This is a genomic window from Verrucomicrobiota bacterium, assembly GCA_037139415.1.
Taxonomy (GTDB): Bacteria; Verrucomicrobiota; Verrucomicrobiia; order Limisphaerales; family Fontisphaeraceae; genus JBAXGN01.
Genome location: JBAXGN010000004.1, coordinates 1 through 20,900, shown reverse-complemented (window position 1 = coordinate 20,900; position 20,900 = coordinate 1). Strand labels below are relative to the sequence as shown.

Annotated in this window: 16 protein-coding genes; 13 read left to right on the top strand and 3 right to left on the bottom strand. The window is 57.5% G+C overall.

Annotated features, from left to right (window positions below; all coding sequences use genetic code 11):
* Window positions 1-87: 87 nt before the first annotated feature.
* The 7 genes from WCO56_01300 to WCO56_01270 all read left to right on the top strand — a co-directional run bounded on the left by WCO56_01300 (window position 88) and on the right by WCO56_01270 (window position 10,483).
* Window positions 88-3,483 carry a hypothetical protein gene (locus WCO56_01300; GenBank protein ID MEI7728174.1) on the top strand — a complete coding sequence of 1,132 codons (3,396 nt, stop codon included), beginning with the start codon at window positions 88-90 and terminating at the stop codon, window positions 3,481-3,483.
* Between the two features lie 234 nt (window positions 3,484-3,717).
* Window positions 3,718-4,908: a Gfo/Idh/MocA family oxidoreductase gene (locus WCO56_01295; GenBank protein MEI7728173.1), complete on the top strand. Its 1,191-nt coding sequence runs from the start codon at window positions 3,718-3,720 to the stop codon at window positions 4,906-4,908.
* A 271-nt stretch (window positions 4,909-5,179) separates the two neighbouring features.
* Window positions 5,180-6,316 carry an Lrp/AsnC family transcriptional regulator gene (locus WCO56_01290; protein MEI7728172.1) on the top strand — a complete coding sequence of 379 codons (1,137 nt, stop codon included), beginning with the start codon at window positions 5,180-5,182 and terminating at the stop codon, window positions 6,314-6,316.
* A 93-nt stretch (window positions 6,317-6,409) separates the two neighbouring features.
* Window positions 6,410-7,204 (top strand): adenylate kinase, encoded by a 795-nt coding sequence (locus tag WCO56_01285; GenBank protein ID MEI7728171.1) that lies wholly within the window; start codon window positions 6,410-6,412, stop codon window positions 7,202-7,204.
* Between the two features lie 175 nt (window positions 7,205-7,379).
* On the top strand, window positions 7,380-8,216 hold the full coding sequence (locus WCO56_01280; protein ID MEI7728170.1) for a vWA domain-containing protein: 837 nt from the start codon (window positions 7,380-7,382) through the stop codon (window positions 8,214-8,216).
* Window positions 8,217-8,276: 60 nt separating this feature from the next.
* A complete protein-coding gene (locus WCO56_01275; protein MEI7728169.1) occupies window positions 8,277-9,035 on the top strand; it encodes a hypothetical protein in 759 nt (252 codons plus the stop codon).
* 5 nt (window positions 9,036-9,040) lie between these two features.
* On the top strand, window positions 9,041-10,483 hold the full coding sequence (locus WCO56_01270) for a hypothetical protein (protein MEI7728168.1): 1,443 nt from the start codon (window positions 9,041-9,043) through the stop codon (window positions 10,481-10,483).
* Window positions 10,484-10,494: 11 nt separating this feature from the next.
* Here the strand turns inward: WCO56_01270 and WCO56_01265 are convergent, their stop codons facing one another.
* Together WCO56_01265 and WCO56_01260 are read right to left on the bottom strand one after the other, a co-directional pair.
* The gene (locus WCO56_01265; GenBank protein MEI7728167.1) at window positions 10,495-11,772 is read right to left on the bottom strand and encodes a nucleoside transporter C-terminal domain-containing protein; all 1,278 of its coding nucleotides are present in this window, start codon (window positions 11,770-11,772) and stop codon (window positions 10,495-10,497) included.
* Window positions 11,773-11,864: 92 nt separating this feature from the next.
* Window positions 11,865-13,235: a hypothetical protein gene (locus WCO56_01260; protein ID MEI7728166.1), complete on the bottom strand. Its 1,371-nt coding sequence runs from the start codon at window positions 13,233-13,235 to the stop codon at window positions 11,865-11,867.
* A gap of 119 nt (window positions 13,236-13,354) precedes the next feature.
* Between WCO56_01260 and WCO56_01255 the strand changes: the two genes are divergently transcribed.
* From WCO56_01255 to WCO56_01245, 3 genes are all read left to right on the top strand, one after another.
* Window positions 13,355-15,511, top strand: coding sequence for a prolyl oligopeptidase family serine peptidase (locus WCO56_01255; GenBank protein MEI7728165.1), 2,157 nt, complete (start codon window positions 13,355-13,357; stop codon window positions 15,509-15,511).
* A gap of 35 nt (window positions 15,512-15,546) precedes the next feature.
* Window positions 15,547-16,887 carry a POT family MFS transporter gene (locus tag WCO56_01250; GenBank protein MEI7728164.1) on the top strand — a complete coding sequence of 447 codons (1,341 nt, stop codon included), beginning with the start codon at window positions 15,547-15,549 and terminating at the stop codon, window positions 16,885-16,887.
* 353 nt (window positions 16,888-17,240) lie between these two features.
* On the top strand, window positions 17,241-17,534 hold the full coding sequence (locus WCO56_01245) for an HU family DNA-binding protein (GenBank protein ID MEI7728163.1): 294 nt from the start codon (window positions 17,241-17,243) through the stop codon (window positions 17,532-17,534).
* A 94-nt stretch (window positions 17,535-17,628) separates the two neighbouring features.
* On the opposite strand, the gene WCO56_01240 is transcribed toward WCO56_01245, so the two are convergent.
* Entirely contained in the window at window positions 17,629-18,165 is a 537-nt protein-coding gene (locus tag WCO56_01240) for a shikimate kinase (protein ID MEI7728162.1), read from the bottom strand.
* 219 nt (window positions 18,166-18,384) lie between these two features.
* Here WCO56_01240 and WCO56_01235 point away from each other — a divergent pair, with 219 nt between their 5' ends.
* The 3 genes from WCO56_01235 (at window position 18,385) to WCO56_01225 (ending at window position 20,738) form a co-directional block, all read left to right on the top strand.
* A complete protein-coding gene (locus WCO56_01235; protein ID MEI7728161.1) occupies window positions 18,385-19,539 on the top strand; it encodes a tyrosine-type recombinase/integrase in 1,155 nt (384 codons plus the stop codon).
* Between the two features lie 17 nt (window positions 19,540-19,556).
* The gene (locus WCO56_01230; GenBank protein ID MEI7728160.1) at window positions 19,557-20,147 is read left to right on the top strand and encodes a hypothetical protein; all 591 of its coding nucleotides are present in this window, start codon (window positions 19,557-19,559) and stop codon (window positions 20,145-20,147) included.
* A 414-nt stretch (window positions 20,148-20,561) separates the two neighbouring features.
* Window positions 20,562-20,738: a hypothetical protein gene (locus WCO56_01225; GenBank protein ID MEI7728159.1), complete on the top strand. Its 177-nt coding sequence runs from the start codon at window positions 20,562-20,564 to the stop codon at window positions 20,736-20,738.
* Window positions 20,739-20,900 lie beyond the last annotated feature (162 nt).

The following is a 20,900-nucleotide window of genomic DNA, read 5'->3' as shown; positions in this document are numbered from 1 at the left end:
CTTGCATTTGATAATGAACTGGTTATGAAGCCGGACCATAATTTGAGAAGTATTGGAGAGCGTCTAATTCGGGGAATGATCATCTGGATGCTCATTTGCCAAATGGCGTTGCCCGCTTGGGCGGCGCCGATGATTAATAACATGCAGGGGCCAGGTCAGATGGGTATGGGCATGGGCGGGCCGGTTTTTAGTAATTTGCGCGTGGGCAAACAGTCTGCCGATGGCACCGAGGTGGTGGTGACGGTGGATTTTAACTATGATGGTGTGGCCGGGTCTTCCGCCAAACTGGTTCCCGTGGTGCGTAAAAAAGATCAGCCGTCGGTCTCTGTTTGGTTTGGGGCGGATTCTGTTACCATCGGGCGGGGGCGTGCGCCGGTTTCATTTACCATCAGATACTTCAACGATGAGCCGGGGGTTCCGCCGCAATTGACCACGGACCGTATTTACCTATATTTGACCGACATCAATGGCTATTCCGTTGTTTCAGTCACTACTTTTTTGAAGACCGTCAAGTGGGGAAGTGCGAATGCCAAGGCTGTACCCATGCCGGAAACTCCCCAAGAGTCCACCTTTGATCCAGCCCGTGCCAAGGAACTGGCGCAAAAAGCCGCCGAAGAGGAAAAACGAGCCAAGGAGGCCGCACGGCAAGCGGCCGAGGCGGAAGCCAAGGCCAAAGCGGAGGCGGAAGTGCGCGAGCAAGCGCGGCTGGCGGCCGAGGCGCACGCCAAGGAACTCGCTGAAGCCAAAGCCAAGGCGGACGCGGAGACCCAACGATTGGCGGAAGAAAAAGCGCGTCAGGAAGCTGAACTTAAGGCGCGGGAAGAAGCGCGGATGAAGGCCGAAGAAGAGGCTAAACGGCTGGCGGAAGAGCGGCGCTTGTCTGAAGAAAAAGCGGTGGCGGAAGCCAAAGCACGGGAAGACGCGCGGTTGAAAGCGGTGGAAGAGGAGCGGCAGCGGGAGCTGGCGCGGATGAAGGCCGAGGAAGAGGCCAAGGTGCGTGCTGAAGCACAACGCAAGGCCGAAGCAGACGCCAAACGCCTGGCCGAGGAAAAACGGCTGGCGGAAGAAAAAGCGGTGGCGGAAGCCAAAGCACGGGAAGACGCGCGGTTGAAAGCGGTGGAAGAGGAGCGGCAGCGGGAGCTGGCGCGGATGAAGGCCGAGGAAGAGGCCAAGGTGCGTGCTGAAGCACAACGCAAGGCCGAAGCAGACGCCAAACGCCTGGCCGAGGAAAAACGGCTGGCGGAAGAAAGGGCGGCGGCGGAAGAAAAGGCGCGGGTGGCGGCGCGTTTGAAGGCAGCGGAAGAGGATCGGCAGCGCGAAATGGCACGCTTGCAAGCCGAAGAGGAGGCCAAGGCCCGTGCGGAAGCGCAGCGCAAGGCAGAGGCTGAAGCCAAACGCTTGGCTGAGGAAAAACGGCTGGCGGAAGAAAAAGTGGTGGCAGAAGCCAAGGCACGGGAAGAGGCGCGCAAGCAGGCCGAGGAAGCAGATCGGCAGCGTGAGTTGGCGCGGCTGAAGGCTGAAGAAGAGGCTAAAGCCCGCGCGGAAGCACAGCGCAAGGCGGAGGCCGAAGCCAAACGCCTGGCCGAGGAAAAGCGGCTGGCCGAAGAGCAGGCTCGCACGGAGGCGGTGGCCAAAGAGCGTGAACGTTTAGCCGAGGAGGCCAAGGTGCGCGCGGAAGCGCAACGCAAAGTCGAGGCCGAGGCCAAACGCCTGGCCGAGGAGAAGCGGCTGGCGGATGAGCAGGCGGCGGCGGAAGCCAAGGCACGGGAACTGGCGCGCAAAAAGGCGGAGGAAGAGGATCGGCAACGTGAGTTGGCGCGGCTGAAGGCTGAAGAAGAGGCTAAAGCCCGCGCGGAAGCACAGCGCAAGGCGGAGGCCGAAGCCAAACGCCTGGCCGAGGAAAAGCGGCTGGCGGAGGAAAAGGCCGTGGCGGAAGCCAAGGCCCGCGACGAGGCGCGCAAAAAGGCCGAAGAAGAAGAGCGACAACGAGAGTTGGCGCGGTTGAAGGCCGAGGAGGAAGCCAAAGCCCGCGCGGACGCCCAACGCAAGGCCGAGGCCGAGGCTAAACGCTTGGCCGAGGAAAAGCGGTTGGCAGAAGAGCAGGCGGTGGCGGAAGCCAGGGCCCGTGACGAGGCGCGCAAAAAGGCCGAAGAAGAGGATCGGCAACGGGAACTGGCGCGGTTGAAAGCCGAAGAGGAAGCCAAGGCCCGCGCGGAAGCCCAACGCAAGGCGGAGGCGGCAGCCCAACGGTTGGCGGAGGAAAAACGGCTGGCGGAAGAGCAGGCGGTGGCGGAAGCCAAGGTCCGGGAAGCGGCCCGATTGAAGGCCGAGGAAGAGACGCGGCAGCGGGAACTGGCGCGCGCAAAAGCCGAAGCGGAAGCCAAGGCACGCGCGGAAGCCCAACGCCTGGCTGAAGAAACCGCCCAACGCCTGGCTGAGGAACGCCGACTGGCGGCAGAGCAAGCGTCCGCGAAAGCCAAAATTCGCGAGGAAGCGGAGCGCAAGGCCCAGGAAGAGGTCAAACGGCTGGCCGAAGAAAAACGGCTGGCTGAAGAAAAGGCGAAAGTGGAAGCCGAGGCCCGGGCCATTGCGGAAGCCAAGGTGAAAGCCGAAGCCGAGGCGCGCGCCGCTGCCGAGGCCGTCGCCAAGGCCAAAGAAATGGCCCGCTTGCGGGCGGATCAGGCGGCCGAGGCGCAACCATCGAGCGGGCCGGTCATGGCCACCCACTTGAAGAGCAAGGTTACCAACGTGGATGTGGTCAATCGCAGTCTGGATCGCAGCCAGATGACCATTGGCGTTGAGTACGAGTACAAGGATGATATGACCTCGCCCATGCTGGGAGTCAACGTTACCCGGGCGCGCGAGCCCGAGGTCAGCCGTTTCTTCCAGGCTACCCCGGTGCAAATTGCCAAATCCCGCCGCAATTTCGCCCTCTTTCCGGTGAAATTCCATCCAGACAATCCAGAGGTTCGCGCCGTCACGACCGATAAGGTCTATGTCTATCTGTCGGAAGCGAGTGCTGGCAAACAGGAGAACATTTATCCCGCCACCATGCTCCTAACCTGGAAGGCTCCGGGGGCAGCAGCGGCAGATACCGCCAAAGGTAATTCAGAAGCGGATTCTTCCGCCAAAGCCCCGGTGGCTCCCAGCAGCACCATCGAGTTGGAAGATTTCCGGCAAAACGACTTGTTTCACGGCACCATTGCGGTGCGCTGTAACATGGTGGGTGGCGCGGGTAAACTGACCGCTAAAATATACGATTCCCGAAAACTGGTGACGGCCTCCTGGTTTGCCATCCCGCCCGCCGAGGTGACGGCCGGCCGCAGCCTGCAAGTGCTCCAGGTTGGTGTGGATGAAACGGCGAGTATTCCCCAGGACTTGATTCGGGTGGATACCCTCGAGATTGAGTTATTGGATGCTTCCGGGAAAAAAACCGCCTCGCTCAAAAAAGACATCATGATCGAATGGGCGCGGCCCAAATAAGTTTACCTTGCCTGCATCGGCTGGCGGAGTTTGCCAATTTAACCGGCACTATGGCCACCCCGGTGCGTCGTTTCAGAATCCTTGGCAAATTCGCCACAAATGTCTTGAAACCATGCGGCCAGCCTTTATGCTGGCCGCGCAATACCCAGTGGTCCTTGAGGGTGAAATCCTGCAAATGGGTTTCCTCAAGGGAAAATAAATGATAACATAGCAACAGCGAAAACATAAAAGACTATGGCTCAAAAAGTTCTTAATGTCGGTTTGGTCGGTGGCGGCAAAGGCGCGTTCATCGTGCATCCGCACCAAAAAGCAATCCATTTTGACGGCACCCGCCGCGTCGTCGCGGGCGCGTTGTTCCCCGATCCCAAGATCGCGATGGAAGAAGCGGAAAAGTGGCCGTACCCGATCAAGGGTTATGGTTCCTATGATGAGATGATCGCGGCCAACGCCAGCCTGCCGGAAGATCAGAAGCTAGACTACATCCTGATCGTGACGCCCAATTTTGTGCATTACGATCCGGCCATGAAGGCGATGAAGGCGGGCATTGCGGTGTTTTGCGAAAAGCCGCTGTGCCTGAACCTGAAGGAAGCCAACGACCTGGTGAAGACCTCGCGCAAGCTGAACGTGCCGTTCGGAGTGGCGCATACCTATTTGGGCCACTGGACCAGCCGTTTTAGCCGCTACATCGTGCAGAGTGGCTTGCTGGGTGACGTCCGCTGGGTGGATAGCTACTACATCCAGGGCTGGCTCGCCACCAAACTCGAAGCCACTGGCCAGCAGCAGGCGTCGTGGCGCGTGGATCCCAAGCGCGCTGGCGGCTCCGGTTGCGGCGGCGACATCGGCACCCACGCCCTCATGCAACTCCGCTATGTCACCGGCCTGGATGTCACCGAGGTTTCCGCGCAGCTCGAGACCTTCGTGCAGGGCCGCATGTTGGATGATCATTTTACCATCTACGGCAAGCTGAGCAATGGCGGCAAGGCCCTCGTGCGTGCCTCGCAGATTTGCATCGGCCACAAGAACGATCTCGGCATTGTGGTGGCTGGCACCAAGGGCACTTTGCGCTGGCGCCAAGAGGAACCCGAGAGCATCACGATCCACCTTGCCAATCAGCCTGACCGGGTCTATTGGCGCGGGGCGGTGACTGCGGGCGACGGTTTCCTGCCCAAGGAACTGCCGGCCGATCTCATGGCGGAACCCACCATCCCGGCGGGACATCCCGAGGCGTTCCACGACGCGTTCGCGCGCCTGCATCGCTGCTTTGAAGCCGATGTGCGTAAATGGAAGGCGGGCGAGAAGTTCAGCACGGACGGCAGCAAGTACGCCAACGTGGAAGATGGCTGGATGGGCATCGCGTTCATTGAGACGTGTGTCAAGAGTTCCGCCAAGAAGGGCGCTTGGACCAAGCTGCCCAAGAAAATCTAAGACGCCGATTTTATCGGAATCATCAAAACCGGCTTCCGTGGTCAACGGAAGCCGGTTTTCTTTTTTACCTGCCGCCCACCTTTTTTGGGCAAGTTGCTGCCCGCATTGTTTACCTGCCATTTTTATGCCTGCGCGCGTTTGCCGTTTTCGGGATTCGGCGTTCGGAGTTCTTTCGATTTTCGGTCCTTGGATTTCGGATTTAATTGGCTGCAACCGCGCCGCCTCGTGTTTCCCGGTCGCACCAGCACCAAACCGTGCTATTCTTCCGCACATGATGAGCGATGTGCCGGTAGCGGTGAGTGATCCCATCAACGCCCGCATTTTGGCGGTCAGTGAGGATCGGGTGAAAGGGTTCCAGCGGGACCCGTGGAACCAGATTGCCCGGGAATCCGGGGTGGGGGTGACGGTGGTATTGCAGCGAATCCGTGCCATGCTGCAAGCCGGAACCATTCGCCGGGTGCGCCAAACCCTGTTGGCGACCAATCTTGCCCAAGGGGCGTTGGTGGCGTGGGAGGTTCCCGAGGCTCGCTTGGAAGCTGCCTTTGAATTCATGTTCCAGCAAGATCCCTTTTCCGGTCATGTCGTGTTGCGGTCCACCGATCCGGCGGCGGCGGGCGCGCACTTCAAGTTATGGACGACGCTCAAGGTGCCGCAAGGCTATTCCCTTGGCAAACATGCCGACTATTTGAAGTCCCGTTCCGGCGCGTTGCGATATTGCCTGCTGCCGGCCCGCAAAGTATTTGTGTTGGGGGTAGGCCATGTGCGCCGGCGCACGCTGGAACTGGGCAGCCGGGCCGACGTGCCCGCCGAACCGGCTGATGTTTCCGTTGCCCGCCTGAGTGATTTGGAATGGAAAGTCCTCGTCGCCCTCAAACGCGAACTCCTGCCGCAGGAAGTAGTGTTGGATCACTGGCTTGGCCGTGCCCAGGAGGCTGGGGTTTCCCTGGCTACCTTTTATCAGGTGGCGGAAAACTTGAATCATCGGAAAATCATCGGCCGGTTTTCCACCTTTCTGGAACACGTCAAACCGCTGACGGACGGCGAACGGGTGACGCGGTTTAACGCCCTGTTTCATTGGGCGGTTGCTCCGGGACAAGAGGTCGAAGCCGGCCAGGAAGTGGGCCGCCACCATATCATGACTCACGCCTACTGGCGGCCTGCCGGGCCGGAGTTTCGCGGTGTGAATATCATGGGCGTGGTGCACGGCACGGATAAAGCCACGGTGCTGGCGCACAAGGCGGCCATTGACCAGCACCTGAAGGACGCGGGCATTTCTTTCAGCTACACCAATGTCTTCTGGGGCGGGCGCAGTGAAATCAAACCCTCGGAAATTTCGCCCATTGCCTACCGCGCCTGGTGTCAAAGCATCGGGCTTGATCCCGACACCATGCTGGAAAATAACAGTTAAAACGTGTCACTCCGGCAGGGGGAAAGTTGAGAGTATCAATAAATTAATTTTACCCACTTTCGCGTGCCATTGAGTCCGTTTCCCCAATTTGCAATGAGTCTCGAAAAACCGAAAAAGGGTTTGCATTTGTGTCCGGGAAATGCTTATAAGAATGACTCAGTCAGCGACGAGGAGAACCATGCCGTCCTGATTGGCACAGTGATGAGCGACAGCTTGAAACATCTGAAGGCAAACCGGGTTTTCCTGCTCATAGGAGCACCCGGTTCGGGTAAGGGCACCCAAGCGGAGGCTCTGTGCGATTTTTTCAACATGCACCATGTCGCCACCGGCGACCTTTTTCGGGAACATCTTAAGCGCGGTTCTGAACTGGGCAAGCTCGCGCGCACTTACATCGAGCGCGGCGGGTTGGTGCCGGATTCGGTCACGGATGAAATGCTGAAACAACGCCTCCAGCAGGGCGATAATTGCATCGGTTTTCTGCTCGACGGTTTCCCCCGAACCCTCGCGCAGGCGGAAGCGTTGAATGCAATCCTCAAGGAGTTGGAGATGCAATTGTGCGCGGTGCTCAACATCCAGGTCAGCGATGAAGAAATCGTCCAACGATTAGCGGAACGTTTTATCTGCCGCCATTGCCAGACGCCTTATAACCTCAGCGCCAAACCGCCGCGCCAGACCGGCATCTGTGATATTTGTGGCGATGAACTGTACCAACGTTCGGATGATCGTCCGGAAACCGTCCGGGCCCGCCTGGCCACTTTCCACCAACAAACGGAACCGTTGCTGGCCTTTTATCGCCAGGCCGGCCTGCTGCAAGTCGTTGAGGGCAAGATCGGAATGCATAATGTAACCAGAGCTTTTGCCCGGATTATTGCGGAAAAAATATGCTAACCTCATCATCGAACCATCCCTCTGACGCAGAGGTCGATAAATCACCAAAATATTCCATTGATTTTATCCCGCATTGGGGCTATCTGTTTCCCCTATGGGCTGTATGCAAAGAACATCGGGGGAAAACTCTCCCATCGAAGTAATGACGCTGACCCCTTGAAAAGGACAACGCTATATGCCTTATTCAGCCGAAATCAGCCGGGCCAATCCCAGTTGTTTTGTATTTTTAATTGACCAATCAGGTTCCATGGTGGAGCCGATTTCCGGGAGTGAAAACAAACGGAAGTGCGACAGCGTGGCCGACGCCATCAACCGTCTGCTGCACAACCTGATCATTAAGTGCGCCCGCGGCGACGGGGTGCGTAACTTCTACGAGGTGGCAGTGATTGGCTACGGCAGCACCGTGGCACCCGCCTTCAGTGGCCCGCTCGCCGGACGCGATCTGGTCCCCATTGCCGAAGTGGCTAGTTCCCCCGCCCGCATCGATGAGCGCATCAAGAAGACCGACGACGGCATGGGAGGTCTGATCGAGCAAAAAGTCAAATTCCCGCTTTGGTTTGAACCCACCGCCAAAGGCATCACCCCAATGGGCGGCGCGTTGACCATGGCCCACAAGCTGCTCTCCGAATGGGTGCAACGCCGTAAAGCCTCCTTCCCGCCCATCGTCATCAACATCAGCGACGGTGAAGCCACCGACTCCGGCCCGGTGCCTCAGGCCGAAGAACTGTGCAGCCTGGCAACCGATGACGGAAACGTGCTGCTGCTGAACTGCCATATTTCCAGCAAACCGTTGCAACCAATCGTCTTTCCAGACACCGACGAAGGGTTGCCGGATGATTTTGCCAAAGTGCTCTTTTCCATCTCCAGTTTTCTGCCGCCCACCATGCGGGACATGGCACGCGCGGAAGGTTTTGAGTTGGGAGACGAAGCCCGCGGTTTCGCCTTTAATGCCGACCTGGTGGAACTGATCCGCTTCCTCGATATCGGCACGCGTTCGAGCAACATGCGTTAAGGAATACGCTGCGTGGAGGCATCCATCACTGCTTTTAGGCTGCCCAAAAAGGGCAACACGATGGACGAGTGCGAAGACGCCTTCGACTTCTCGCTCGAACAACGGCGTGTGGCGTTGGCAGACGGTGCCACGGAATCGGCGTTTGCAGACCGCTGGGCGCAAAGCCTGGTCAAACAGTTTGTCCTTGACCCGCCGTTTGGCGTGCCCCCCTCTGAGGATGCCACCCAACTCTGGATTCTCCCGCTGCAAGAAGAATGGCGGTCAGGCATTAACTGGGCCGCGCTCCCGTGGTTTGCGGAGGAAAAAGCCAAGAAAGGGGCTTTCGCGACCCTGCTCGGACTGGAATTCGGTGGCACCGAAACGGTCTGGCAACGGGTCTTTTCCCGCAGTCTGCCCGCCGATGAAATGACCTGGAACGCCTTTGCGGTGGGGGACACCTGCCTCTTTCATGTGCGTGAGCAATCGCTGCTCTGCAGTTTCCCGCTCGATAAATCCGAACAGTTCAACAGCCGCCCCATCCTGCTGGCCAGCAATGTCATCAATAACATGTCGGCCTTGAAGGATATCCGGGCTGCCAACGGCATCTGTCATCCGGGCGAGACCTTTTTCCTGGCCACCGATGCGCTGGCCAAATGGATTCTGGCCAATAACGAAGCCGGACAACCGCCTTGGGATCTCCTGCGCGGTCTGAAATCAGAAGCCGATTTTGCCACCCTGGTCGCCGCCCAACGCGACAACCAATCCATGCGCAATGACGACACCACCCTGCTCATGCTCGAGTGGAAACCTGCGGCCACCAAAACCAAACAAACACGATAACCGGCATGAACTGGCCTAACCATACTGACTACCAGGACGCTATCCAAAACCCGGCGAGTTGTTTCGGCGAGGAGGAGTTGAAAACCGCGACTGTGGTCAGCGACATGCTAGGGATGCCCCGCGTGATGTCCGGTAATTTCGCCAGCGTGTACGAGTTGAACACCACGGATGGCAAGCATTACGCCATCCGTTGCTTTGTGCGCCAGGTGACCAACCAACAGGTGCGTTACGGCATGTTGACGCGCCACTTGCAGTCTGTCCCCCTCAAACACTTGGTCGGATTCGATTTTCTCCTGCGCGGCATCCGGGTCCGCGGTGAATGGTATCCCATCGTGAAAATGGATTGGGTCAAGGGCACGCCGATGCACATGTACGTGGAAGACCACGTCAACGAGCCGGAAACCATGTTGCGCCTGGCCCAACAATGGCATGAACTGGTCAAGGAACTGAGCACCAACCAGATTGCCCATTGCGACCTGCAACATGGCAACGTGATGTGTTCGCCCGACGGCCAATTTGTACTGGTGGATTACGACGGCATGTATGTGCCGCCCTTTGGGCAAAGCCGCAGCCCGGAACTAGGACATGCCAATTACCAGCATCCGCGTCGCACTCCGGATAACTACGACCTGAATCTCGATAACTTTGCAGCGCTGGTCATCTACACCAGCTTTCTGGCGCTGGCCAAGGAACCCGCGCTGTGGCAGAAATTTAATACCGGTGACAACCTGCTCATGTTGTCCAATGATTATAAGGATCCCCGCAACTCCATTGTCTTTCAGCGCCTGAAACAAAGCCCGGACCCGCAGGTGCAGAAGCTAACGGCCGTGTTGGAACGCGCCTGCATCTGGCCGATTGCGCAAGTGCCGGCGTTCGAAGATACGCTCACCGCCCTGGCAAATGGCACTCTGCCGGAACCCGCTCCCTTGCCTCCGCCCCCGGCAGCCGCGCCGGATTGGCTTAAAGCCAGTGCGCCGGAAACCCCCGGCAGCCGGCCTGGTACGCGCCCGAGTCCAGGAACCCGTCCGAGCATGGGAACCCGGCCCAGTCCTGGAACCCGCCCGGCACCATCCGGCACACGTTCCGCCAGCGCCTATACCGCAACCCAAGCGCCCTCGGCCTATCGGGGCGCGGGCAGCGAGGTCAAAACCCAATCGCTGCAATCCTCCACTATCATCGCCACAACCAGCAAGCAGCAGGTTAAACTGCCGGAGGAAGAGGCGGGATTCAATATCTTCGGCTGGGCTTCCGCCGCACTGGCCATCCTGGCGTTTCTGCCCAACCCATTTCTGCACCTGTTGCTCGGGTTGCCTGCCGTGGGCTGCGGGGTCTTTGGCTGGATGCGGGCGGATACCAAGGACAACAGCCGCTGGGCGGCACTGAGTGGCATGGTATTGGGCTCCATCATGGCCTTGCTGGGCCTGTTGGGAATGTTGCACCGGAAATAAAGTCCACCCGGTTACATCAAAATCCCGGCGATGGCGGCGGAGAGGTAGTTCGTGAGGGTGCCGCAAATCATGGCCTTGAAACCAAGCCGCGCGAGATCATGCCGGCGTTCGGGGGCCAATTCGCCAATGCCGCCAATCTGAATGGCAATGGAGCTTAAGTTGGCGAAACCGCAGAGGGCAAAGCTGGCGATCACCAGGGCCTTGGGGGAGAGCGAAGCCTTAATGGCAGTCATGTGGCTGTACGCCACGAACTCGTTCACCACAAACTTGGTGCCCATCAAAGAGCCCACTTGCAACGAATCACTGCCGGGCACCCCCAGCACAAACGCGATGGTGGAAAAGAGCGCCCCAAAGATTTGCTTCAGGCTCAGGGTTTGCAAGTCCACGCCAATAAACGCGAGCGAAAGATGCTGATGGGCCGCCAGCGAACGCCCGACGAGCCCCAGCACCCCATCCATGAGCGCGATCAAGGCAATGAAACCAATCAGCATCGCGACGACATTCAGTGACACGCGCATCCCGCTGCCTGCGCCATGGGCAATCGCATCCAGCAGGTTGACATGCGTCTGCTTGATTTCGATTTTCACCAGCCCCTTGGTTTCCGACGCTTGGGTTTCGGGCATGACGATTTTGGCGATGACCAATGCCGCCGGCGCCGCCATGACACTGGCGGCCAGCAGATATTCGGCCTTCACCCCCATGCCGATGTACACCGCCATTACCCCGCCCGCAATGCACGCCATGCTGCCGGTCATGGACGCCAGCAATTCGGACTGCGTCATGCCTCGCAAATAAGGCTGAATCATAATCTGCGCCTCCACCTGCCCGACAAACGTACTGGAAACATTCGATAGGGATTCGCTGCCGCTAACCCGCATCGCGGCATGCATGAGCCGCGCAAAAAACGCCACCACCCGCTGCATGATCCCCAAGTGATACAGCACCGACGTGAGCACGCACACAAAAATAATGGTGGGCAACAGCATGATGGTGAACACCACTCCGGCCCCGTCCCCAAACACCTTGTTCAAGGCGGCATCGTTGCCGAAGATGCCGAAGACAAACCGTCCACCCTCCTTGGAATAATCCAGCAGCTTGGTGACAATCGCGCCCAGCACCGCAAATAACTTCTGCCCGAGCGGCACTTTTAAAATGAAGACCGCCAGCAACACTTGCAACAACATGCCGCTGAACACCAGCCGGTAATTGATGGCTTTGCGATTACTGGACATCCAGTACGCCGTGCCGAAAATCAACCCGATCCCAATCAAACCAATTAATCGTTCCATGATAGTCCCGCCATGGTGCCCCGCCTTAAGCGGCGTGGCAAGACCGGTTTAACTCATCTGGAAAAGACGGAACCCACAACCGGGCGCGACGTCTACCGCACCTCGGGCGCGGGCGTCTTCAGTTCCAACATTCGCAGGGCGGCGGCGTCCAACTGGATTTTGCCCAGGTTGGGGTTGAGGGCGACGACCTGCTGTTTCTCCCAGCTCTGCACTTTGAGCAGCAGCCGACCGCGCCGAGCAAACAGGGCAGTGCATTCGCCGCCAGCGTTCCTGGCCAACGATCGCCCCTGCTGGCTAAAGTGAATCTGTTCAATGCGCTGCAAGGGAATCTCCAGCCGTCCCGTGGCGTTCGAGATCACCACGTTGCCGCCGTGCAGGCCGATCACGTTGGCCGAGACGGTATCCCGATTCAACAGGCGCACGAAATCCAGCGCAGCATTCTGGTTGCCGGGCGATTGCATGTCCATGCGGCCATCCCATTCCGAGATGACCAGGTTGCTGAGTTTGAAGGGATTAGGCACTTGGTTCACAATGCGCAGGCAGGTCCCTTGACCCAGCGTGTCCACCGGATCGCGCCATTCCTTGGCCAACACGCCATCCAGGTAGAGATAGACGGCGCGGTCCGGCCGGCTGGCACGGACGGTGACATGCGCGGAGGTCTTGCTTTCCATTCCGGGAACAATCCCCATACCGAGACTGTTGAGCGGCGCGCCTTTTTTGACCGCCAGAATGTTGACCGTGTTGGCATTGAGTTGGAGACTGTAGAAACCGCCAAATTCCGGGGCCTCATCCTTGGTGGCCAGGTTCACCGGTTGCAGGGAATCAGCGTACAGCGCAATGGCAATCTGCAAATAGTTGGCCCAGGCGATGTCAAAATCCAGGCAGGCCAGATTCGGCAATTTCACGTCGCGGGCAATGGAGCCAGAGGAAACCGCCACCAGCGCGCCCTGGCTATAGACCCACGCGTTGGATTCCACACCCGGAATGGCGGAGTTACCCAGCGTCCAGCCCTCCAGCCCCGTGGGGCCTTCAAAGACGATTCGCGGGTTGTCCACGATCGGCTGCACGCAATCCACCAACCCGCGCGGCACTTGGAAGCGCCCCGCAAACCAGGTGTTCAAGACCAGGTTGGTGTCGTCAATCCCGATCACTTCGGCCTCAATTTCATCCCGGTTGGTAAACCGCACGATGCAGGCGTTCGTGGCCCGTGTTTCCGGAATCGGCCGCGCGCCCAAGCGCACCTTGAGAACGGAAGTGAGTGGAAAAGTCAGCTCCTCGGCGATTTCCGGGTGCCGCCACACAACGGTCTGATCCGGGCGAATGCCCAGCAGTTCGCCGCGCAAACGCTCGCCGCCGTCCAGCCAGAGCATATCATTAGTCTGGCTGGCTGCGGCTACGGCAGCCAGCGCACCCATCCACACCAACAGGGCCGGCAGCACACCGTTATGAAACAACTTCATCACGGGGCAAACTATAGCGTGCTCATGTGGTCTTAGCCAACACGAAAGGCAAATTGTGCAAACCAAAGCTTGGTTTTCACCGGATTTATGCTTTTTTGTGGGCTTACATTGCTATGCATCGCATGAATGACCTTGGTTTGTTGGGTGGTTGCCCGGCGGCAACCATCATCCTGGCCGCCCTGTGCGCGGCGTTGTTAAGCGGCTGCGCCTCGGCTCGCTATCACCTCGCGTACCCGGTCACCAAGACGATTGAACAGGCAGACGTGTATCACGGCGTCAAGGTGGCCGATCCCTACCGCTGGCTGGAGGATCCAGACGCACCAGACACGGTGGAATGGGTTAAGGCGCAGAACCAAGTCACCTTCGATTTCCTTGGTCAGATACCGCAGCGTCAGGCTATCCGCGAGCGGCTCACCCGGTTGTGGAATTATGAGCGGTACAGCACGCCGTCCAAGAAAGGCGGACGCTACTTCTATTCCAAGAACAACGGTCTGCAGAACCAGGCTGTGCTCTACACCGCCGAGTCGCTGACAGCGGAACCGCGTGTATTGCTGGACCCCAACACCCTCTCGAAAGATGGCACGGTGGCGCTGGCCGGTCTGGCGGTCAGTGAGGATGGAAACCTGCTGGCGTACGGCCTCTCCGGGGCTGGCTCGGACTGGCAGACGTGGAAGGTGCGCGATGTGCGCACTGGCCAGGATTTGCCGGATGAACTGCGCTGGATCAAATTCTCCAGCGCCTCCTGGACCAAGGACAACCTGGGATTTTACTATAGCCGTTATGACGAGCCGAAAGGGGCCAATGAATTCAAGGCCGTCAACCGCTTTCAAAAAGTGTATTACCACCGGCTCGGCACCGCCCAAACCGAGGACCGCCTCATTTACCATCGCCCCGACCAGGCCGATTGGGGTTTCAGCGCCGGGGTTACGGATGACGGGCAATACTTGATCCTTTCCGTTTCCCGCGGCACGGATACGAAGAACGGTTTGTTTTACCAGGATTTGCGGGCTCCCAATGCACCGGTGGTGGAACTGCTTAAGGACTTTGATGCGGACTATACGTTCATTGATAATACCGGGCCGGTATTCTGGTTTCGCACGGATTTAAACGCGCCACGCGGACGCCTCATGGCCATCAACGTCCAACAACCGGACCGGGCGAATTGGAAGGAACTTGTGGCGCAAACCAGTGATACTCTGGTTTCGGGTAACGTGCTGGATCAGCGGTTTGTGCTGAACTACCTGAAAGACGCGCACACGGCCGTCAAAATCCACCGTCTCGATGGCACTTTGGAACGGGAATTGCCGTTGCCAGGGCTGGGCACGTCGGGCGGATTCGGCGGCAAGCAAGACGATACGGAAACGTTCTATTCGTTCACCAGTTACACTACCCCGGCGAGCATTTACCGGCTGGATATGAAAACCGGGCAGACCACGGTCTTCAAATCTCCCAAACTGGATTTCAACCCGGCAGATTACGAAACCGAGCAAGTCTTTTTCCCGAGCAAAGACGGCACGCCGATCCCCATGTTCATCACGCATAAAAAGGGGTTGGTACGCAATGGGCGCAACCCCACGTACCTCTACGGTTATGGTGGCTTTAATATCAATCTCACCCCCGCGTTTTCTGTGGCCAGCCTGGTATGGATGGAGATGGGCGGCGTGCTGGCGATTCCCAACCTGCGCGGCGGCGGGGAATACGGCGAAGCGTGGCATCAAGCCGGGATGAAGGCGAACAAGCAGAATGTGTTCAATGACTTTATCGCAGCAGCGGAATGGCTGATCGCCAACCAGTACACCCGCACGGACAAGCTGGCCATCGGCGGCGGCAGCAACGGCGGATTGCTCGTGGGTGCGTGCTTGGCGCAACGCCCTGATTTGTACGGAGCCGCCCTGCCCGCCGTCGGGGTCATGGATATGCTCCGGTTCCATAAATTCACCATCGGCTGGGCCTGGGCAGTGGAATACGGTTCCTCGGATAAACCGGACGAGTTCAAAACGCTGCTGACCTATTCGCCGCTGCACAACCTGAAGCCCGGCGTGCGTTATCCAGCCACCCTGATCACCACGGCGGATCACGATGACCGTGTGGTGCCAGCGCACAGCTTTAAATTTGCGGCGCAAATTCAGGCCAGCCAGGCGGGCAAGGCCCCGGTGCTGATCCGCATTGAAACGCGCGCCGGCCATGGGGCGGGCAAACCCACCACCAAATTGATCGAGGAAGCGGCGGATAAATGGGCCTTTCTCGTAAAGGTGTTGCACCTCAAGCCAAACTGGTAACGTGCCAGAAAACATTCCCGAACCCACAAATACACATGGCGAACAACACTTACCCGACCAAGGCATTGGAGACCGACCGAATGCCGCCCGGCATTCCCTATATCATCGGCAACGAAGCCGCCGAACGCTTCAGCTTCTACGGGATGCGCACCATTTTGGTAGTGTTCATGACCAAGTGCCTGGTGGACCGCATGGGGCAGCCGGACCACATGTCGCCCGAACAAGCCAAGGCCTGGTTCCATACGTTTGTCTCCGCCGTGTATTTTCTGCCTTTCCTGGGGGCAATTGTGGCCGATGCGTTTCTGGGGAAATATCGGACCATTTTCTGGCTGTCGCTCGTTTATTGCCTGGGGCATCTGGCACTCGCGTTGGACGATACCCGGTTGGGTTTGACGGCCGGGCTGATATTGATTTCCCTGGGCTCAGGCGGCATCAAGCCGTGCGTTTCCGCCAACGTGGGCGATCAATTCGGCCTGCGCAACCAGCACCTGTTACCGCGCATCTTCAGTTGGTTCTATTTCTCGATCAATTTCGGTTCTTTTTTTTCCACGATGCTCACCCCCTGGCTGCTGGACAAATATGGGCCGCGCGTGGCCTTTGGCGTGCCGGGCATTTTCATGCTGCTGGCCACGATTATCTTTTGGCTGGGCCGAAATACTTATGTGCGGGTGCCCCCCGCCGGCAAACAGTTCGTGCGCGAATTATTCCGCGTGGATAACCTCAAATTGATTGCCGGGCTGATTCCCATTTACCTGGCGGTGGCCATGTTCTGGTCGCTCTGGGACCAAACGGGGTCCGCCTGGGTATTGCAGGCCGAGAAAATGAACCTCAGGTTTTTGGGATTCACCTGGTTACCCTCACAGGTGCAGGCGGCGAATCCCATTTTGATTCTGTTGCTCATCCCGCTCAGCACATACCTTGTTTATCCAATGATCTCGCGGGTTTTCCCACTGACTCCGCTACGAAAAATCGCGCTGGGTTTTTTCCTCACGGTACCGTCGTTTCTGCTCACCGCCTGGGTGGAACAGCAAATTTCCCTCGGGCACAAGCCAAACATTGGCTGGCAAATTCTGTCGTACATCATCATCAGCCAAGCGGAGATCATGGTCTCGATCACCTGCCTGGAGTTCAGCTATTCGCAAGCGCCCAGGGAATTGAAATCGCTGATCATGTCGCTGTACCTGGCCTCCGTTGGGCTGGGCAACGCCTTCACTGCGCTCATTAACGTGCTCATTCAAAAACCGGACGGCACCAGCCTGCTGAGCGGGCCGGCCTACTTCCTGTTTTTTGCCGGCTTGATGGCCCTGACCGCCGTGGCGTTTATTTTCATCGCCATGAAGTACCGTGAGAAAAAGTTTTTGCCGGTAGCAGCTTGATCCTCAGCCGGTGGAGGTTGCCCGCTATTTTTGGTGATGAAGCATAAAAGGACCGCGCGCCGTCAACGGATACAGTCCCTGACCGCATGCCATCGTTACCGCATTCCCGGTGATTTGAGGTCATTTACCCAGCAAATCTGGGCTTTGCCAAGGTGGCCGAAACTCCCCAATCTGCAAGCGGATGGTGTCATTTCGGTCGTTCAGATGCTCAGCCGGCAGTGACTTGGCGCATTGCATTGTAAAAAAACCCTGATTTTTCTGCATTTTCCCCTTGCACCGGACGCTTGTTACGATTAAATAACACCCAAGGTCTTCGGACTGAGTACGAAACAATAAACAAAATATAATAAACTATGGCTACACTCTCTAAGTCACAAATCGCGGCGACCGTCGCCGATAAGGTAGCGATCACCAAGAAACAGGCTGCCCAGGCGCTCGATGTCCTGGCTGAACTGGCGTACAAGAATGCCAAGAACACATTCACGTTCCCTGGCGTTGGCAAAGTCGTGGTGCAGAATCGCCCGGCTCGTGAAATGATCATGCAGTTCGGACCGAAAAAAGGTCAGAAGATCAAGGTCCCAGCCAAGCGCGTCTTGAAGTTCCGTTTCCTCAAGGCCGCCAAGGACGCGATCCTGGCCAAGAAGTAATTCGGTTTTTCGAAACAAAAGGCGCTCTGAAATTCAGAGCGCCTTTTTTGTCCAAACCAAAGACCCGGATGTCCCCCGGCCATCCCCGCTTACCTCAACTTTTCTGAACGACACTGCGAAACTCATAAGCCAGCAAGGACACCAAATCACGCGGAGACCGTGTATCGGTGCTGACCAGAATATCGGCCTGCCGATAATAGGGTTCGCGTAGGGCCAGCAATTCGCGAATTTTTCCCAATGGGTCCGGCGTGTGCAACAGCGGGCGATGCGCCTGATGGCGAACACGTTCATAAACGGATTCCGGCGACGCCCAGAGACAGACCGTCAGCGCGTGAGTTTTCAACTCGGCCAAATTATCCCCCAAGCAGGGCAATCCGCCCCCCGTGGCAATCACGGTATTGGAATACGTCTTCAACGCCTGCACCACTTGACGTTCCAATTCCCGGAACGTGGCCTCGCCGGATTTCGCAAAGATTTCAGCAATCGTATGCCCGGCCTGAGCTTCGATCAGTTGATCGGTATCCACAAAGCGAAAATCCAACTGCGCGGCCAGCAAGTGGCCGATGGTGGTTTTGCCGACGCCCATAAACCCAACGAGCGCCAGATTGCGGATGTTTCGCGTATCGGACATGGCTGTTTATTATCCCATTCTCACGGGTGGTGACAGAAAAATTTGAAACCGAACACGTGATTCTGCGAAGTGGCGGAGAGAGGGAGATTCGAACTCCCGGTTTGCCTTGGTTGTTCACAGTGCTTCAAATAAGCCTATTTTACAGGGTTTTGCGCGATAGTGAATTTCCTTGAAACATAATGCTTGCATACACTTGGCATACAGAGTACCTTAACGAGTATGTGGATATACAAACGCAAGAATTCGTCATATTGGTGGATTGGCTATCGCAAGAATGGCCGCCAGTACCTTGAAAGCACCAAAACCACCGACCGGGAAAAGGCGGAAAAGACGCTGGAAAAGTTAAAGCTACTGGCCGCCACCGAGCGAGCCGGGGCGCTAACCGATACTTTTTACCGGCATTTAACCGGCGGAGCAAGCAATGCGGAGTTGACGCTCAAGGCCGCCGTGGCTGGATGGCTAACCGAATGCGAGGGGGCGAACAGTCCGGGCACCGTGCGCGAATACCGCACCATTGCGGACGCCTTTCTGGAATTCATGCACGCCAGCGACACCGGCCCGGCCCTGGTCAAAATCGGCACGGAAGATGTCCGCGCCTTTCTGGCGCATTACCTAAAGGCCCGATCCGCCACCACCTGCAATAAAGCCCGAAAGATACTGAAAGTGCTATTCAGCCGGGAAATGGCAAACGGGCGACTTGATAAAAACCCCGTGGCGGCCATCAAACCCCTGAAAATTAAAGCCGAGGCAGGCAGCGAGCGCCGCCCCTTCACATTGGCGGAGGTTGGGCTCATGTACGCCAAGGCCCCGGATGACTTTTGGCGCTATGCCATCCTGGCCGGATTTTATACCGGCCTGCGGTTGGGCGACCTGATTTCATTGCGCTGGGGGGCGGTGGACTTCAACGCCAACTTTATCCGCACCATGATGCAGAAAACAGCCAAGCCGGTTGCCATACCGATGGCCGCGAAAGTGCGCGCCATGCTGCTGGCTCGCCATGCAGCGTCGGGAACCCTCAAAACAACCGACTTTATATGGCCCGACCAGGCCGCGCTATACGTCAAGCGAGGGGCAGGCCCGTTTTCGAATCAATTTTACGATGAAATTTTGCTGCCGTGCGGCTTGGTGCAGGCCCGGAATTATCGGCATGTCAAAGACGGCGTTGGCCGCGGCGGGAAACGCCAAGCAACCGGCGTTAGCTTCCATTGCCTGCGCCATACGTTTGTATCCGCGTTGAAAGTATCCGGGGGCAACCAAGCCGTTGCCAAGGAACTGGCCGGCCACGGTAGCGACGTCGTGAGCAACCTTTACACACATTTACCGGAAGAAACCCTAACCAAGGCCATTCAGGCCCTGCCAGAAGTAATCATATAACCAACACCCAAAAAAATATGAAACCAACACCGTTTGAACTCGCACAAATTGCCGCAACGCTGGCGCTAAAATATCCAACCGACCCGGAAAAGTTAATGACCATAGCGCACGATCTATGGAATACCGCCGCTGTCCATTTGGAGGGGCCGCGACACCCCATAAACACGTATCATGTTTTAAAACTTGATGACGTACTAGCCGAGCTTATGCCAAACGAGCGCCCGGCAATGCGAAAGAAAAAATTCCATCAATTCCTATTGGCCGAAAAGCGGGCATATATTAGCAGTTTTGGCGAGGGCCAATGGCTAATAACGGATGAGCTTGAACAGGAAAAGGCCATTCGAGAAATGGAGCAAGATTACCGTAAAAATGGCGTACTTTCCAAAATGCTTGAACTGTGGAAAACGGCATTTCCGATCTGGCGTAAGGCCAAAACCAAGGAGGGTAGAGTTAAAGCCGCGTTGGCCAGCCAGGAGCGCCAAGCCAAAGCAATAAAGGCCGCCAAGAAACAGCAAAAAGCGCCCCGCACGAGCCGCGTTGTCGTCGAGGCCGCCGATTGGGAGCAGTCCGCAACCGGAAAGACGCCGATCCGAAGCCCAAAGGAATAAACTTGGCACGCACTTTTTGCTGACTGTAAACCACTCTAAAAAGTGGATTTGCTCCAACCGGACGCCCAAACGCGCCCGGTTTTTTCTTTCCAAAAGGCTTCCCGCGCTCGTTTGCTGATGCAAAAAGCCGCCTTTCCGCTCGTTTGCTGCCCACAAAAACGCTGTTTTTCGCCATTTTTGGCACCTGCCCGCCCCATTGGTGAATATGAGCGCACTAACGCCAAATATGATGCAGGGGAGCAGCGAAGCACAAAACTTCGATCTGTTCCGACTAACCAAGGCAAAAGAGGTCGTTGACCTTTGCCCAAACACTCTCCGCGCCTACGCAAAAACCGGGCTGCGGATTTACAAATGCGGAAAGGCTGCTTTTGTGAGCAAGTCCGAGTTGGCCGCGTACATCCGGGGGGGCAGCGTATGAGCCCGCAAAGCATCCCACTCACCCCGCCGACCGCCGAAAGCGCCGCGCGCGAAATCGCGGAAATTATCCGCGCCACCCTGCCGGAAACACGCTGGCGAATTGCGGATGACCTTTTAGAAACACGTTGCCGGGCTTTCCTCGAATCGTTTCGCGAGCAGGAGGCAAGCCAATGAAAGCCAAAAACGGTTGGGCCAAACTCACCGGCACCGAAAAACAGAAAATTGACCGCGCCATCCGCCGTGGTTGGCACCCTGGCAAGCCATTGTGTTTGTTTCTGGGGTGCCGGAAAAAGAGAAAGGAGTTGACCTGTGAAGCCGAATAATTCACACGCCGAT